Raw genomic sequence first — 16,255 nt, 5'->3', positions numbered from 1 at the left:
ACTTCCTGGCGGATGCGGTCGACGGCGACGTAGGGATCGGCTGCCGTGGCCATCACCTCGAGCTCGGGATCGGCGGAGATGATGTCGGACAGCGTGGTACGAACCGAGGCGGAGTCGTCGACGATGAGAACGCGAATCTTGCGTTCGGCGTGCGCAAGCGGCATCTGGGCCCTCACAGCTTCTGGAACACGGCGGGGGCGACCTGGCGGACCGCGACGCTGGTGCCGATCATCGACTCCGAGTGGCCGAGGACAAGGTAGCCACCGGGCCGCAGATGTCCGACCAATCGCCTGACGACCGCTGCCTGGTCCTGCTTTTCGAAGTAGATCAGCACGTTGCGCAGGAAGACTATGTCGACGTCGCGGTCGTAGGGATAGGTTTCGTCCATCAGGTTCAGACGGGAGAAGCTCACCAGTCGGCGCAGTTCGGGGACCATGCGGACCTCCCGGCGCGCGCCGGGGCGGCGCGACTGCATGAGGAAGCGTGCCTGCAGGTCGACCGGCACGGGAGTGATCATCTCGGCCGGGTAGATGGCGCGCTGCGCCTGGGCCAGCACCGCAGTGGAGATATCCGTGCCCAGAATGGCGAAGCGGAAATCGTTCCGCTTGGCCGCAAGTTCGGCCAGCACCATGGCGATGGTGAAGGCCTCGGCGCCGTTCGAACTGGCGGCGCTCCAGAGTTTGACCAGCGGCTGCCGCTCGGCGCGCCGTGCCAGAACCGACGGAACCATGGTGTCGATGAGGAAGTCGAAGTGTTCCGGCTCGCGGAAGAAGTCGGTCTTGTTGGTCGTTACCGCGTCGATGAGGTGGATGAGCTCGCGTGCGAGCCCATCCTGGCTGGACAGCAATGCGCAATAGTCGCCGAAGCCGTCGAAGCCGAGAGCCCTGAGGCGCTTGCGCAAACGCCCCTCGACCATCAGTCGCTTGGCCGGCGGCAGCTTGATGCCGGCCTCGCCTTCGACGAGACGGGCGAGGCGCTGGAAGTCGAGGCCGCTCAGGTGGTCTTCCGGGCGGTCGATGGCGGGGGCCTTGAGGGCAGATCCGTGCAAGCTGGTCTCCGGCTTCGGGCGTTGAGCGTCAGGCGGCGATGCCGGCCGCCGGCAGGGTGCCGTTGGCCAGCAGGCGGTCGAGATCGAGGACAGTGACGAAGGCGCCGTTGCGGCGACCGATTCCGGCCACCGCCTGCCCCTGCCAGTCGCCGCTGATCGCCGGCGGCGGGTCCAGTGCTTCGGCATCGAGCACAGTCACCTCGAAGACCCGGTCGGTGCGCAATCCCACCGTCAGCCGACGGCCGCCGGTGGTGATCCGGAGCACGATGATGCGGGTGTTCTCGGTATCCTCGGCCTGGGGCAGGCCGAGGGTCAGGCGCAGGTCGAGCACGGGAATACCCTCCCCGCGCACGTCGGTCATGCCGAGCAGGTTCGCCGGGGCCTGCGGCAGGCGGGCCACCGGCCGCATGTCGAGGATTTCCTGGACCATCTCGACGGGGGCGGCGAAGATTTCGCCCGCCACCCCCAGCGTCACGTATTGTGCGTGCTCGGCCATGCTGATGCCTCAGGCTGCGCTGCGACGGGTGAAGTCGCCGTCGAGCTCGTCATGGGCATCGGCAAGGTCGAGGTCGAAGCCGCCGCCGGCCGCATGTGCCTTGCCAGCCCTGGCCTTCTGCATGTGCGGGGCCTTGGCCATCAGCTCGGCCCGCAGGTTCTTCGACTTGGCGGACTTGGTCGTGGTGTGGCCGGCGGCCTCGATCGCCTCGCCGGAGCGATTGCCGTCGACGCGGAAGTAGCTGATCGACTTCTGCAGCAACTCCGCCTGGTTCGCCAGTTCTTCGGAACTCGCCGACATTTCTTCGGCCGCCGAGGTGTTCTGCTGGGTGACCTTGTCGAGCTGCTGGATGGCGGTGTTGATCTGCGCCACGCCGGCATTCTGTTCGCGCGAGCCGGCCGAGATTTCCTCGACCAGTTCGGCGGTGCGCTGGATGTCGGGCACCAGCTTGTTGAGCATCTCGCCCGCCGACTGGGCGGTCTTCACCGTCTGGCCGGACAGGGTCGAGATCTCGGCCGCAGCAGCCTGGCTGCGTTCGGCGAGCTTGCGCACTTCCGAGGCGACCACGGCAAAGCCGCGGCCGTGTTCGCCGGCCCGGGCCGCCTCCACCGCCGCATTGAGGGCGAGCAGATCGGTCTGGCGGGCGATCTCCTGCACCACCATGATCTTTTCGGCGATGGTCTGCATGGCGGTGACGGCATTGTTGACCGCCTCGCCCGAGGCGATCGCATCGGCCGCCGACTGGCGGGCGATCTTCTCGGTCTGGGCGGCATTGTCGGCCGATTGCTTGATGGTCGCCGCCATCTGTTCCATCGAGGCGGAAGCCTCTTCGGTCGAGGAGGCCTGCTCGGTGGCGCCCTGGCTCAGCTGCTCGGAAGTGGCCGAGAGTTCCTGGCTGCCCGAGGCGACGTTGCGGGTCGCCGCGGTGACCTCGGAGACCACGTCGCGCAGCTTGCGGGTCATGGCGTTGAGGGCGTCGATCAGGTCCTTGATCTCGTCATTGGACTTGACCGTGGCCGTGGCGCTGAGATTGCCGCCGGCGACAGCATTGGCAAGCCCGAGCGCGCTGCTGATGGCCCTGGTGATTCCCACCACGATCCAGGTTGCCGAGATTGAGGCAATCAGCGTGATCGCGACCAGCGCACCGATCATCATCAGGCGTGCCGACTCATAGGCCGCGGCCGAGTCCGCCTGGCCCTGGGTGATCTGCTCACGCATGCGGGTGGTCATGTTGTCGAGGATGGTCATGGCGGCGCGACGGAACGTGGCGCCCTCGGCGCTCGCCACCGAAGCCTGATACTGGCTGTTTTCGAGCGCCTTTGCGACCGCCTGCCTGGCGAGCGGCAACCAGGCGTCAACCCTGGTCTTGAGCTCCTGGAAGACGGCGCGATCGGCGCCGAGCATCAGCGCGTCGAGTTGCGCGACTTGCGTCTCGACGGCGGTGACATAGGTGTTCACGGCCTCGGCGTCCTGCTTCTGCATCTCCGGATTGTTCTGATCGGCCACCGACTTGATGGTGTTGGCGCGGACCCGGAGGACGGACTTGGCCAAATCCGCAACTGCCGCGAAACGTGCTGCTGCGCTGCTGTCAGTCGAAGTCGCAATGGCGTTCTTGAGCCGCTCCTGGAGCGTGTCGATCTGGGTATTCACCTGATCGAAGGCCTCGCGGACCTCGTTCTGCAGGAGGTTGCGCGCTGTCTGAATGGACTGCAGTTCGCTCGCCTCCTGTACCCGCAGGTCGGACTCGATGAACTTGCTCCACTGCTCGCGGAAGGCGTCCAGCTCCGCCCGCCCCTCGGCGCCGGACAGGTCGTAGATCTTGCTGACCAACTCATCGAGGCTGGTCTTGCTTTCCTCGATCGATGTCCTCAACTGCGCCACTTCGGCGCTATCGGTCGAGAGGATGAGCGACTTCTCGTCCCGGTCGATTCGGACGGCGGTCGCATCAACCTGGTTGATGAACCGGATGCGGGCGATCTGGTTGTCGATCAGGGCGTCATAGGTACCCTTGAGGCTTCCGAGGTTGATGATCCCCAGGAGCATGCCGGCGGCTGCGAGCAGGACGACGGTGACGAATATCGCCGCCAGCTTCACTTTCAGTGTCAATCTCATAAACTGTTCCCTTCTTCCAATTCGGAAGGCGTGCTTCTGCCGCCTTCGGTTCCGAAAATCCGTCCCATATCCGGGATGATGACGAAGTCTTCGCCGCGTCTGCCGATGCCGCGGACGTATTCGGTGCGCCAGCGCATGCCGACCCTGGGCGCCTCCTCGATGGCAGCGAGTTCGATGTCGGTGACATCGTGCACGCGGTCGGCAAGGATGGCGGCGATGGTCGGATCGCCCTCGAGGTCGATCTCGATGACGACGATGCGTGTGTCGGCGTCGGGCGGTGGCCGGTCCATGCCGAACATCACCCGCAGATCGGCGAGGGGCACGACCCGGCCGCGCACGTTGATGAGGCCGCCCACGAAGGCCCGGGCGTTCGGCACTTCGGTGATCGGGACGACATCCAGGATCTCGCGCACACTGCCGGCCTCGATGGCGAAGATCTCGCCCTGCAGACCCAGCGTCAGCACCTTCAGGGCGCCCCCTGTGGCGGGCGCGCTCATGCGGCTCTCCCCATGCGGCCGGTCCTGAGGCGGTCCTCGAAGGCCTGGCCGAAGCTCACCAGATGGCTCGGGTCGAGGATCAGGGCCACCGTGCCGTCGCCGAGGATCGTCGCCCCCGAGAAGGTCTCGATGTCGGCATGCAGCTTGGAGAGCGACTTGATGACCGTCTGGTTGTTGCCGATGATCTGGTCGACCACGAGCCCGACGCGGAATTCGCCCGAGGAGACGATCACCACCTTCTGGTGGGGGTCGGGCGGCGTCGGGGCGCGGAACAGCTCCCGCAGCCGCAGGAACGGCACCAGCGCGCCGCGGATGTTGAGGAAGTTGCGGCCTTGGGCCTGGGTGTCGGCGGATGCGGGCAGTTCGACGCATTCCTCGACCGCCGAGAGCGGGATGGTGTACCGCCCGCCGCCGACCCGGACGAGCATGCCGTCTATGATGGCGAGGGTCAGCGGCAGGCGCAGCGTCGCCGATGTGCCGAGCCCCGGCCGGGTCGCCAGGTCGATGTTGCCGCGCAGGCTGTCGATGGTGCGCTTGACCACGTCCATGCCGACGCCGCGGCCGGAGACCGAGGTGATCTCGGCGGCCGTCGAGAAGCCGGGATGGAACAGCAGCTGGTGCAACTCGGCATCCGGCAGCCTCGCATCGGGGGCGATCAGGCCCTGCTCCTCGGCCTTGGCGCGGATGCGGTCGGTATTGAGCCCACCGCCGTCATCGCTGACGGAGATGGCGACTTCGGCGCCGGTATGGACGGCCGAAAGCCGTACCGTGCCCTGCACCGGCTTGCCGGTCCGGATGCGGACCTCCGGTGACTCGAGACCGTGGTCGATGGCATTGCGGATGAGGTGCACCAGCGGATCGGCGAGGCGCTCGATGACGGTCTTGTCGAGTTCGGTCTCCTCGCCGGTGGTGACGAACTCCACCTGCTTGCCCAGATCGTGGCTGAGATCGTGCACCAGCCGCCGGAAGCGGCCGAACAGCGTGCCGATCGGCACCATGCGGATGCCCATGGTGGTGTCGCGGAGACCGGAGGACAGCCGCTCGAGTTCTTCGGCGATGGACTTGAGATTGGTGTCCGAGCTGCCGGCCGCCATCTGCGACAGGCGGGCCTGAGCGATCACCAGTTCGCCGACGCGATCCATCAGCTCGTCGAGTCGTTCGGCCGGTACGCGCAACGACTGGCTGCGGTCGGTGCCGGCCCGGCCGGTGTCGGCCCGCTCGATCTCGCCGGCGGTGTCGCGCTTCGCGGGTGGCGCGGAGACCGGGTCGACCGCGCCGACCTGGGCGATGTCCCCCTGTTCCGCCGGCAGCGGTTCGATCGACAGCTCCATGCCGTCCTTGAGGAACAGGAACACATCGTCGAGCGCGGCGCGTGGGTCGGGATGGGTGAGATCGATCTGCCAGCCCAGATAGGAGACCTCGGGATCGATCAGCTCGAGTTCGGGCACTGCATCCACGAGGGCGCTCACTTCGCACGGACCCAGTTCGCCGATCTCGGCCAGCAGCAGCATCGGGTTGGTCCCGTGCAGCAGGGCGTCGTCGGGCAGGGTGAAGCGGATGCGCCAGCGGGTGCCGCCGGGGGCGGGTTCGGACATGGCGGCCGGCGTCGCCGTCGGGGGCACCGGCTCGCCTCCGGCAACAAGCACGCGCAGGGCCGACAGGATCGGCTCCCCGGCCGCGGCGGCCGATCCGCCTGTTTCGATCAGCACATGCACATGGTCCTTGGCATCGAGCGCGATCGCCACAAGCGCGGCGGTGACCGGCGACAGGCCCTTGCGGACCCGGTCGAAGGCGGTCTCGAACTCGTGGACGAAGGCGGCGACCTCAACGAAGCCGAACATGGCGCCCGAGCCCTTGATGGTATGGAGCGCCCGGAACACCGAGTTGACGAGGTCGGTGTCAGCGGGATTCTGCTCGAGATCGAGCAGGCCGTGCTCGAGTTGATCGAGCAACTCGCGGGCCTCTTGGCGGAAGGTATCGGCGGGGTCGACGGCGCTCATGCTCCGGTCACCTTTCTGACGACGGCCAGCAACTGGTCCTGTTTGAAGGGTTTGACGATCCAGCCGGTAGCGCCGGCCTCGCGGGCCTGGCGCTTCAACTCCTCGTCGGATTCGGTGGTCAGCAGGATCACCGGGATCCCCTTGCCGGCAGGGCTCTGGCGGAACTTCCGGAGAAACTCGAGCCCATTCATCACCGGCATGTTGAGATCGGTGATCACCGCGTGCACAGGCTGGGAGGTGGCCTTGGTGTAGCCCTCGGCCCCGTTGCCGGCCTCGATGACCCTGAGGCCGGCGCCGGTCAGCGTCATCGCGACCATCTGCCGGATTGAGGCAGAATCGTCGATCGTGAGGATGGTCTTGCTCATCTTGCCTCGCTCATGAGGGTCCAGGTTTCGGCTTCGGGGATCAGCGGGCGTCCGTCGGGAGCGTGAAAGCCCGCAGCGACCATTGCGCGTCCCAGCGGGCTCTCGACGCCGGCGGACAGCCGCATCGGCGTGCCGGCGGCGTTGGCGGATTTCTGGGCAGCGACCAGGACCTGCAGGCAGCTCGTGTCGATGCCGCCAATGCGGTCGGTCTCGATGACAAGCGACTTGTGGTTCGAGAGTGCGGCCGCGAGGCGTGACTTTAGACCGTCAGCATCGCGCAGTGACAGATCGCCACCGAATTCCAGGCGAACGGAATCGACATTTGCCATCGGCAAATCCCTCCAAGTATTGATTTGTCTTCAATAAGCTCGACGTCGCTCCGGACGTCAAAATGCTCTCGACTCGGCGCGCGCGGATTTCTCGCGCCAGTCGGTGGTGGCGTCCGATATTCTGGATGCCGCCGGAAATTAGTATGTTTACAGGATCAGCCTAAGTCCTTAACCGATCATTACTTTTCGGCCGACGCATACGGTTTTTTACATAGACATGTAGTCGAAAGCAACGCTGTGACTCATTTGAGTCGTGCTCGGTTCGCAACGCCGGTTGAGGGAGTCGTGGGATGACTCATCCGGAGTCATGCTATTCTCTCGAATAGTCAAACATCGACGCAGAACGCCGGTCTGTACTATCGGATGATCTGGGATACGCTGAATTTGTACATCTGCGGCAAGCACCAACAGGATCGCGACAGCAAGACGCGCTGCTACGTATTGTTCCGTAGAGATCGAGGAGAGTGGCGCGACGTCAGCCGGCGAGGCGCGTGCGGGCCTCGGTGGCGGACAGCAGTGCCGTGATCTCGGACCAGCGGGCCTCGAAGGCGGCGACACAGGCCGGATCAAAATGCGTGCCGGCGAGGCCGATGACCTCGCGACAGGCCTCTCCCACCGGCCAGGCCCGTTTGTAGGGACGTTCCGAGCACAGCGCGTCGAACACGTCGGCGATGGCGACAACGCGCGCCTCCACCGGAATATCCGTGCCCGAGAGACGATCGGGGTAGCCGGTGCCGTCCCAGCGTTCGTGGTGGCTCTGGGCGATCAGTTCGGCGGTGCGGATGACATCGGACGAACCGTTTTCCAGAATGCGGGCGCCGATCGAGACATGCTCGCGCATGAGTTCGAGCTCGGCGGGTGTCAGCTTGCCGGGCTTGGAGAGGATCGCGTCGGCGATGCCGATCTTGCCGATGTCGTGCAGCGGGGCAGCGAGGTAGATGCAGCGGCAGCGTTCGGGGGAAAGCCCGATGCCCTCGGCGATCAGGTATGAGATCTGCGCGACACGCGAGACATGACCGCCGGTATCGCCGTCTCGATACTCGATGGCGCGGGCCAGACGCCAGATGATCTCCTCCTCGCGTTCGACCAGGTGCCGGGTGGCGCTCTCGACCTCGCGTTTCAGCCACGCGGCCTTCTCGGCGAGTTCGGTCTGGGCCCGGCGCAGCGCCAGCAGGTTGGAAACCCGCGCCTGCAGCTCGGTCGGATCGAAGGGCTTGTTGATAAAGTCGGTCGCGCCTGCGGCAATCGCGTTGACCCGCAGCGCACGGTCATTGTCGGAGGTCACCATGATGATCGGCACCAGCCGATAGGATGGAGAATGGCGCAGCCGGCGGGTCAGTTCGACGCCATCCATCTCCGGCATGACGTGGTCGACGAGGACCAGGTCGAAACCGGCCAGTTCCGCTCGCTTCAGCGCCGCGCGCGGGCTCAGCAGGCACTCCACCTCGGCGATGCCCAGGGCACCGATGACATTGCCGAGGAAGGCGAGGCTCGAACGACTGTCGTCGACGATGAGGACACGCAAGGCTGTTCCGTCCCAAGTTGCACCTTCTACGCTAAATTGCGTAGGTTAAGGACTCAAGAAACGGCGGCCCGCCGTGCAGTCTAGGTCAATAAAGCCTATATCTTCTGAACTAGTACGAAAGCTCGGCCAAGCTGCCTATCAGGCCTGCCTCAACAGGCCTGCCTCAACTCTTGGGCCGGAAGCTCCTGACGCGACGCTCGTCGGTATCGATGTGGCCGGCGCCGATCAGGTCGAGGCAGTAGGGCACGGCCGCGAAGACCGCATCGAGGCACACTTCGATTGCGGCGGGCTTGCCCGGCAGCGTGATGATCAGCGTACTGCCCCGGATGCCGGCGCTCTGGCGCGACAGGATGGCGGTCGGGACCTGCCTGAGGCTCGCCGCCCGCATCTGCTCGCCGAAGCCGGGCAACTCCTTGTCGAGTACCGACGCGAGCGCCTCGGGGGTGGTGTCGCGCGGGCTCGGCCCGGTGCCGCCGGTGGCGAGCAGCAGGCCGACGCGTTCGCGATCGCACAGGTCGAGCAGCGCGTCGCGCACCGACTGGACGCCGTCCGGAACGATCCGCGCGACAGCCGACCAGGGCGTGGTCAGCGTCGCAGCAAGGTAGGCCGCAATGGCGGGGCCGCCCTTGTCCTCGTACTCGCCGCGACTGGCCCGGTCGGAGACGGTGAGGATGCCGATCTTCATCTAGCGCGTCTCCCCTTGCGCCAGATACTGCGCGGCAAGCGCGAGGTCCTCGGGCGTGTTGATGTTGAAGAACGGGTCCGGGTCGTCTTCGACGTCGACATAGAGGTGGGGGCGGGTCTCGATCCAGCGTTGCATCGTCGGCTTCTGCCCCTCGGCCAGCCAGTGCGCAAGAGGCTCTGCGCAGGAGATGGGAAAGAGTCCGAAGACCGGATGCGACCGACCGCCGGACCTCGGCACCGCGATCCGGTCGGCGTCACCGCAGGCTGCGCGGGCGAGCCGCCGGACGAGGTCGCGCGGGAAGAACGGCGTGTCGCAGGGGACGAGGGCGAGATACGCGGCGCCTCCGGTCCCGTTCGCCCAGCGCAATCCGGCGGCGAGGCCGGACATCGGGCCGGCACCCGGCGTGGCGTCGGGCAGGACCGGCAGGCCGAGGAAGTCGAACAGGCGCGGATCGCCGTTGGCGCTGATCGCAAGGGCCGCGACCTGCGGGCGCAGGCGGTCGACGGTGCGCTGGACCAGCGCGGTTCCGCCCAGCGGAATCAGCGCCTTGTCGCGTCCCATGCGCGACGAACGGCCTCCGGCGAGGATCAGGCCGACGATTGCGGGGACCGCGTCCGATGCCGCACCTGATCCGACGGTCATGTCGTATCTCCCTCTGGCGCCAGGTGGCGCGAGAAGACAAGGCTAGTCGGACCGCTGCGGATTGTGAACCGCCCGTGCCCCACGCCTCGTCAGCCCTTTTCGGCCCCCGACAGCATGCCGGAGCGCACGAAGCGCTGCGCGGCGAGGAAGATCACCAGAACCGGCAGGATCACGAGGATCGCGGCGAGCACGACTTCCGGCTTCTTGATCGGCACGTCATTGGAGGGAAGGTTGCTGAGCGCGCCGGAACCCGAGACCAGCGCGGTGAGACCCACAGGCAGATTGTACAGCCTGTCGTCCGAGAGCAGCACGAAGGCGAGGAAGTAGTTGCTCCAGATGGCGAGGAAGCTGAAGAAAGCCACCAGTGCCACGATCGGACGAGCCAGCGGCAGGGCAATGCGGAAGAACAGCTGCAAGCGGGTGCAGCCGTCGACGCGGGCCGAGTCCATCACCCCCTTGGGCAGCGAGGTCGAGAAGTACACGTAGCTGAGGTAGACGCCGAACGGAAAGAAGCCGGAGGCGAGGATCAGGCCAGCATAGGTGTTGTTGAGCCCCAGCAGGTTCATCTCGAGAAAGATCGGCAGCACCACCGCGGTCGACGGCGTGATCATGGCGATCAGGGTCAGGATGAGGATCAGCCTGCGGCCGGGGAATTCGGACAGCGCCAGCGCGTAGCCGCCGGGGATCGAGGCGACGAGGCTCAGCCCGACGCCGCCTAGGGAGTAGATCAGCGAGTTGATCGCCCAGGTGCCGATCTGGAAGTTGTTGTAGGTGGTGAGGTTGGTCCAGGTGCGGCTGAACGCCTCCCAGGTGCCCAGCGCGAAGGGTGGGTCGGAGAGCAGGGAGGCCTCCGAGCGGGTGCCCGCAACGAACAGCCAGAGCAGCGGGATGCCGTAGAAGCAGAGCGCGAAGCCGAGCGCCGCAAAGACAGCGAAGCGTCCGAGGCTGATGCGGATCGGCGCGGTACGCGTGCTCATCCGGCCCTCTCAGTCGATCTTGTAGAAGCGGGTGGCAAAGACGATCACCAGCGCGATGGCGATCGAGGCTCCGATCAGCAGGGTCGAGAGCGCCGCCGAGGCGCCGAAATCACCCATGCGGAAGGCATACTGAAAGGCCATCTGGTTGAGCGACCAATCGTTCTGCGCGAATTGCGGGCCGGCCATGCCCATCAGCTGCGGCTCGACGAAGAGCTGCAGGCCTCCGGCGAAGCTGAGGATCCCCATCAGCACCAGGGATCGCCAGATCATCGGCAGCTTGATGCGGGTGGCCAGCTGGAAGCGGTTCGCGCCATCGATGCGGGCGGCTTCCATCACTTCCGTCGGCAGGCTCGAGAGCGCCCCGCCAAAGACCACGATCCAGCCGCCGGAGCCGGAGAAATAGGCCATGATGGCGAAGATCCCGGCAAGACCGACCCCCGATATCACGTCGGCGCGCGTCGCCCAGCCCAGGCCCTGCAGGGCGGACTGGAACGGGCTCACCGAGGGATCGAGGACAAACAGCCACAGCACGACGATCGCCGACGAGGTGACGGCCCCCGGCAGGAAATAGATGCTGCGCAGCACATTGGCGGCGCGGCGATCGATGCTGTCGAGCATCAGCGAGAGTGCGGCAACCCCGATCATCGTCATGCTCACCCAGATGGCGACGAAGCTCAGTACGTTGACAACGCTCTGCGGCACGCGGAAATCGTTGAAGACGAACTCGTAGTTGGTGATGCCCCAGAACACCATTTCGATGGTGTCGAAGAAGCTCAGGCCGAAGGCGTAGCCGATCGGGAAGATACCGAACATGACCAGCAGGACGAGGTAGGGCGCAAGCAGCACGTAGGACATGCGGGTGTCGCGCCAGCGCTTCTTTCGCTCCTCTCTCGCCCGCCGCCGGGCCGCGATGTCAGTCATCGTTCCTCCGAGCCGGAAAGGGACCGGACGCCGACGTCCGGTCCCCAGCGCTTATTCGACGGCGTAGCCGTTGAGCTTGGCGAGGTTGGTCAGTTCCGTCTGCAGGGCCGGAAGGGCACCTTCGACAGTGCCGCCGCTGGACAGGCCCTGGACGACCACCTTGGCGATCGCGTCCGAGACGGAGAAGCGCAGGCTGGCGTAGCCGGGATGGCTGAACTTGGCGGCCTCGACCTCGATATCGAACACGTTGGCATCGGCGTAGTAAGAGTCCGCCTTGAGCCGGGCGCCCCAGGCAATGGCCGAGGGTTGGTGAGCGGGCAGCGTTACCGCATTGGTCTGGTTGGCCACATCGGTCGCCATCCAGGTGATGAGGTCGACCACCTCGGCGGGGTGCGCCGTGTCCTTCCAGCCGCCATAGGTGCCGCCGCCCCAGCTCCAGGTGAGCGGCTGCTCCTGACCGTCCCACTTGAGCGGCAGGGCTGCCGCCAGCGTGCCGGCCGGCCATTCATAGGTCGGCTTGATCACGTACTCGCCGAACCAGGTGGGGCCGATCATCAGCGGCACCTTGCCCGATTTGGCGAGGTTGACGAAATCGGGTTCGAACGGCCCGACCTTGGTCAGACTGCCATTGGCCAGCATCGCATCGACCATGCGGGCCGGCTTGAGGCAGGCCTCACTGGCGAGGTCGATGGCGACGGTGTCGTCCTTTCCCGCAACCGGCATCACCATCTGGCAACCGCCCGAGACGAGATAGCTGTAGAGCGGGAAGGATTCGACGCCGGTGCCCAGCGCATAGCCCTGCGGGCCCAGCTCGGCGCCGAGGGCGGCGAATTCCTCCCAGGTGGTCGGCACCGGCTTGCCGAGTTTCTCCATGGCCGGCTTGTCGTACCAGACGATCATGTGGGCGAGGTCGTTCCTGAGGCACAGGAGCTTGCCGTTGACGTGGCAGGGCGAGTTGCCATTGGGGTAGAATTCGTCCTGCAGCGCCTGGGAGACCTTGTCGGTCAGGTCCATCAGGTAGTTCGAGCGCCGCGTGGAGAGCTGCGCCGTGTAGCCGATATCCGACATGAAGATCACGTCGGGGATCTCGCTCTTGGCCTGCAGCGCCAGCTGGATCTTGGCAATGAGATCGGCCGGTGCCACGGTGGTGACGTTGAGCGCCACATTCTCGTGGGTCTTGTCATAGAGGTCGAACATCGCCAGCCGTGGCGTATCGGACCAGACGTTGAGCGTCACCTCCTGGGCGGTCGCCACGCCGGCGAGACCGCCCAGCGTCAGGGTGCCGGCAAGGCCGGCGGACTTCAGAAACTGCATGTCTTTTCCTCCTATCATTGACCGGCCGAAATGCCGGATGGCTCAACTGCCGGCCGCGATCAGCGCGGCTCCTCCGGCATCGAAGACATGGATGCGGTCCGGATCGAGCAGGAGGCGGACGTGCTCGCCCGCCCCGATCTCGGACATGCCGGGCATCTGAACCGTGACGAGCTCGTCGCCCCCGGCGTCAAGGTAGGCGTAGGTGATGTTGCCCAGGCGCTCGACGGACTCGACGCGCGCGCCCAGCGCACCGTATCCGGCCGGGGCCGGGCGATCCGACGCGGCGACGTCCAGCGCCTCCGGCCGGATCCCGAGCGTCACCCGGTCGCCGGGTCGTGCGGCCAGTCCCTTGATGGTGAGCGCCGCGTGATTCCCGGCAGCGAGGGTGATCGTGCCCTCGTCCGACACGGCACCGGCGAGCAGGTTCATCCTCGGGGAGCCGATGAAGCCGGCGACGAACAGGTTGGCGGGGCGCTTGTAGAGTTCGAGAGGTGAGCCGACCTGCTGGATGCGGCCCTTGTCGATCGCCACGATGCGGTCGGCGAGGGTCATCGCCTCGACCTGATCGTGCGTCACGTAGATCATCGTGGTGCCCAGTTCGCGGTGCAGGCGCTCGATCTCGAGGCGCATCTGCACCCGCAGGGCCGCGTCGAGATTGCTCAGCGGCTCGTCGAACAGGAAGACCTTCGGGTTGCGCACGATGGCACGACCGATGGCGACGCGCTGGCGCTGTCCACCCGACAGCTGGGCCGGCGAGCGCAGCAGCAGGTCGTCCAGCCGCAGGATGGCCGCCGCCTCCCGAACGCGGCGGTTGATCTCGTCGCGCCCGACCTTTGCCAGCCGGAGATTGAAGGCGATGTTGTCGAACACGTTCATGTGCGGGTAGAGCGCGTAGGACTGAAACACCATCGCGATGCCGCGGTCCGACGGCTCGGCAAAGGTGACGTCGGCGCCATCGATCAGGATGTCCCCCCGGCTCACCGTCTCCAGTCCGCAGATCATGCGCAGCAGTGTCGACTTGCCGGAGCCCGACGGGCCGACGAAGACGACGAACTCGCCCTTCTCGATGCTCAGGTCGACGTCCTCGATGACGCCTGTGGCGCCGAACGACTTGCCGACATTCCTGAGTTCGACCGCCGCCACCTGCCGCCCCCTAGCTGAACGTCTCGGTGACGGTCACCTTGTTGAGCGCGATGCGGTCGAGGGCGTCGAAGTCGAAGCTGTAGCCCAGCCCCGGCGCGTCCGAGACGGTGAGTTTGCCGTCGACGACGGAGAGCGGTCCGAGCTTGTCGAGGCCGCGGATCTGCTCCTCGTTCATCACCAATTGCTCGTAATAATCGTTGTTGGAGATGGCGGCGCACAGTTGCGCATTCTCCAGCCCCATGCCGTGCACCTGGGCGCGCATGCCGAAGCTCTCCGACATGTGCGCGATCTTCATCGCGCCGGTGAAGCCGCCCTTGTAGAAGGTGGAGACGCGCGTCATGTCGAGGGCCCTGGCCTCGATCCAGCTCGCCATGTTCCAGTGCACGCCGTCCGAGGTCTCGGCGGCCAACACGGGCAGGGTGAGCTTGTCGCAGAGCTTTGCGTACGAGCCCAGGTAGAATTCGCGCATCGGCTCCTCGTACCAGAGGAAACCGAGGTCCTGCAGCGCCAGCCCGACCTCGAGCGCGTCCACGTAGTCCCAGCCCGCCGAACCGTCGAACATCAGGTCCGCGTCCGGTCCGACCCATTGCCTGAGCCTGGTGGACAGTTCGATGTCGCGCCGCACGTCACCCCAGGCGTGCAGCTTGAAGGCGGTGAAGCCAAGGTCGCGGCAGAGCTTGATGTGGCGTTCGTATTCGTCGAGCGTCGGCCACGTGACGGTCGAGGCATAGGCCGGCACGACCCGGTTGCTGCCGCCCAGCAGCTGGTAGACTGGCATCCGGGCCTGTTGCGACTTCACATCCCAGCACAGCAGGTCGAGCAGGCCCAGGGCGCGCATGTGGACCTCTTCGATGCGGTCGATTTCCCACATCAGGTTCCACATCCGTTCGGTCAGGAGCGGGTTCTCGCCGAGGAACCAGTGGTAGCGCCGGGCCACCAGATCCAGCACGGCGTCGCCCCGGCCGATCTCGAGCGCGCCGAACAGACCGCTGTCGGTTTCCATGCGCAGCACGGCCTTCTTCGGCTTGGTGCCCGGACGGATGTCGCCGTGCGAACCGGGAAGCCCGTTTCGCCAGATGAACTTCGGCCCCGGTTCGGTTTCGACCAGCCAGCAGGTGAACCCGGTGATCTTCAACTCGGCCCCTCTCGGTTCGCTTGTTGAGATATCCATATGACCCTCTGATATATCAGGTCAAGAGTTCGCCGTTGAGCGAATGGCGATTTGGTATATGTTCGGAGGGCAGGCCCGGCGCCGCGAGGGGCGTTCGGCGGTGCGGCCGCCTGCGCGTTCCATCGGGCGAAACCTGGTGCTAGGAACGCTGGAGTTTTCGCGGGGACGAGCTGGATCGAACATGGCCGACGACAACAGGCAGAATCACGAGGGCTACAGGCGTTTCCGCGAGGCGCTGCAGACCGGCCGGCTCGAAGCTGGCATGGTGGTGACACAGAACGAGTTGTGCGACCTGCTGGGGCTGTCGCTGTCGCCGCTGCGGGAAACCCTGGTCCTGCTCGAGGAATTCGGCCTCGTCGAGATCAAGCCGCGCACCGGCATCCGCATCGTCTATCCCGAGGTCGCCTTCATTCGCGAGAACTACCAGTTCCGCATCATGATCGAGACCTATGCGCTGCGGACCTTCGGCGAAACCGTGACGCCCGAGTGGCTCGCCGGGATGCGGTCCCGGCACGAGGACTGCCGGCGCGAGCTCGGCGGGGCCATTCCCTTCGAGGAAGCGTTGCCGCACATGACCGCGCTCGATCGCAAGCTGCACCGCGACATCGTCGAGGCGCTCGACAACCGCGCCATCCTCGAAACCCATGCCCGACTGCAGGACAATCTGGGCATGGCCAAGCGTGTTCACCAGCGTTCGGTGTTTCGCGGTCAGCTGCTCGACACGATCGACGAACACCTGCGGGTGATCGAGGCGCTCGAGCGGGGCGACGTCGAGGGAGCCGTCGCCGGCCTTGCGGATCACTTCAAGGGCGCCACGCACCGCGTCTTCGCCATCTGATCGGTCGGGCTCGGGCACCGTCCCGCCTCGGCCGCCGACGTCACCCTCTCAGGTGACTGAACGCTCCGCTCGCGGGTCATCGCGTCCGGTCAGCTGAGATCGTTTGGCGCGTCGTAGGTGATGGAGAAGATGTCGGCCGGGTGTCGTGCGACGGAGAACTCGACATTGCGCTGGTCCGCGGCCTGGTAGAGC

At 66.0% G+C, this 16,255-nt stretch carries 16 protein-coding genes and 1 pseudogene; 1 reads left to right on the top strand and 16 read right to left on the bottom strand.

Annotated features, from left to right (window positions below; genetic code table 11):
• From ACE3TU_RS09845 to ACE3TU_RS09770, 16 genes and pseudogenes are all read right to left on the bottom strand, one after another.
• A pseudogene (locus ACE3TU_RS09845) lies at positions 1 to 164 on the bottom strand (chemotaxis response regulator protein-glutamate methylesterase); the annotation flags it as partial.
• Positions 165 to 172: 8 nt separating this feature from the next.
• Positions 173 to 1,048 (bottom strand): protein-glutamate O-methyltransferase CheR, encoded by an 876-nt coding sequence (locus tag ACE3TU_RS09840; protein ID WP_374623410.1) that lies wholly within the window; start codon positions 1,046 to 1,048, stop codon positions 173 to 175.
• Between the two features lie 28 nt (positions 1,049 to 1,076).
• Complete coding sequence (locus ACE3TU_RS09835) at positions 1,077 to 1,544, bottom strand: chemotaxis protein CheW (RefSeq protein ID WP_374623407.1); 468 nt, start codon at positions 1,542 to 1,544, stop codon at positions 1,077 to 1,079.
• Between the two features lie 9 nt (positions 1,545 to 1,553).
• Positions 1,554 to 3,656, bottom strand: coding sequence for a methyl-accepting chemotaxis protein (locus ACE3TU_RS09830; RefSeq protein ID WP_374623404.1), 2,103 nt, complete (start codon positions 3,654 to 3,656; stop codon positions 1,554 to 1,556).
• The gene (locus ACE3TU_RS09825; RefSeq protein ID WP_374623401.1) at positions 3,653 to 4,153 is read right to left on the bottom strand and encodes a chemotaxis protein CheW; all 501 of its coding nucleotides are present in this window, start codon (positions 4,151 to 4,153) and stop codon (positions 3,653 to 3,655) included. The genes ACE3TU_RS09830 and ACE3TU_RS09825 overlap by 4 nt, the downstream gene beginning before the upstream one ends.
• Positions 4,150 to 6,153, bottom strand: coding sequence for a chemotaxis protein CheA (locus tag ACE3TU_RS09820; protein WP_374623398.1), 2,004 nt, complete (start codon positions 6,151 to 6,153; stop codon positions 4,150 to 4,152). The genes ACE3TU_RS09825 and ACE3TU_RS09820 overlap by 4 nt, the downstream gene beginning before the upstream one ends.
• Positions 6,150 to 6,518 carry a response regulator gene (locus ACE3TU_RS09815; RefSeq protein ID WP_374623395.1) on the bottom strand — a complete coding sequence of 123 codons (369 nt, stop codon included), beginning with the start codon at positions 6,516 to 6,518 and terminating at the stop codon, positions 6,150 to 6,152. The genes ACE3TU_RS09820 and ACE3TU_RS09815 overlap by 4 nt, the downstream gene beginning before the upstream one ends.
• Positions 6,515 to 6,847, bottom strand: coding sequence for a lipid asymmetry maintenance protein MlaB (locus tag ACE3TU_RS09810; RefSeq protein ID WP_374623393.1), 333 nt, complete (start codon positions 6,845 to 6,847; stop codon positions 6,515 to 6,517). Before ACE3TU_RS09810 ends, ACE3TU_RS09815 begins: the two co-directional genes overlap by 4 nt.
• A gap of 475 nt (positions 6,848 to 7,322) precedes the next feature.
• Positions 7,323 to 8,372, bottom strand: coding sequence for an HD-GYP domain-containing protein (locus ACE3TU_RS09805; RefSeq protein WP_374623390.1), 1,050 nt, complete (start codon positions 8,370 to 8,372; stop codon positions 7,323 to 7,325).
• Between the two features lie 163 nt (positions 8,373 to 8,535).
• Positions 8,536 to 9,057 (bottom strand): molybdopterin adenylyltransferase, encoded by a 522-nt coding sequence (mog, locus tag ACE3TU_RS09800; RefSeq protein WP_374623387.1) that lies wholly within the window; start codon positions 9,055 to 9,057, stop codon positions 8,536 to 8,538.
• Positions 9,058 to 9,699 (bottom strand): molybdenum cofactor guanylyltransferase MobA, encoded by a 642-nt coding sequence (mobA, locus tag ACE3TU_RS09795; RefSeq protein WP_374623384.1) that lies wholly within the window; start codon positions 9,697 to 9,699, stop codon positions 9,058 to 9,060.
• Between the two features lie 89 nt (positions 9,700 to 9,788).
• Entirely contained in the window at positions 9,789 to 10,676 is an 888-nt protein-coding gene (locus tag ACE3TU_RS09790) for a carbohydrate ABC transporter permease (RefSeq protein ID WP_374623381.1), read from the bottom strand.
• Between the two features lie 9 nt (positions 10,677 to 10,685).
• The gene (locus tag ACE3TU_RS09785; protein WP_374623378.1) at positions 10,686 to 11,597 is read right to left on the bottom strand and encodes a carbohydrate ABC transporter permease; all 912 of its coding nucleotides are present in this window, start codon (positions 11,595 to 11,597) and stop codon (positions 10,686 to 10,688) included.
• Positions 11,598 to 11,648: 51 nt separating this feature from the next.
• Complete coding sequence (locus tag ACE3TU_RS09780) at positions 11,649 to 12,911, bottom strand: ABC transporter substrate-binding protein (RefSeq protein ID WP_374623376.1); 1,263 nt, start codon at positions 12,909 to 12,911, stop codon at positions 11,649 to 11,651.
• A 42-nt stretch (positions 12,912 to 12,953) separates the two neighbouring features.
• Positions 12,954 to 14,054: an ABC transporter ATP-binding protein gene (locus tag ACE3TU_RS09775; protein ID WP_374623373.1), complete on the bottom strand. Its 1,101-nt coding sequence runs from the start codon at positions 14,052 to 14,054 to the stop codon at positions 12,954 to 12,956.
• Between the two features lie 10 nt (positions 14,055 to 14,064).
• Positions 14,065 to 15,225 (bottom strand): enolase C-terminal domain-like protein, encoded by a 1,161-nt coding sequence (locus ACE3TU_RS09770; RefSeq protein ID WP_374623371.1) that lies wholly within the window; start codon positions 15,223 to 15,225, stop codon positions 14,065 to 14,067.
• Positions 15,226 to 15,406: 181 nt separating this feature from the next.
• Between ACE3TU_RS09770 and ACE3TU_RS09765 the strand changes: the two genes are divergently transcribed.
• Entirely contained in the window at positions 15,407 to 16,063 is a 657-nt protein-coding gene (locus ACE3TU_RS09765) for a GntR family transcriptional regulator (protein WP_374623368.1), read from the top strand.
• Positions 16,064 to 16,255 lie beyond the last annotated feature (192 nt).

Source organism: Devosia sp., assembly GCF_041917035.1.
GTDB lineage: Bacteria > Pseudomonadota > Alphaproteobacteria > Rhizobiales > Devosiaceae > Devosia_A.
This window is presented reverse-complemented; position numbering and strand designations above follow the sequence as displayed.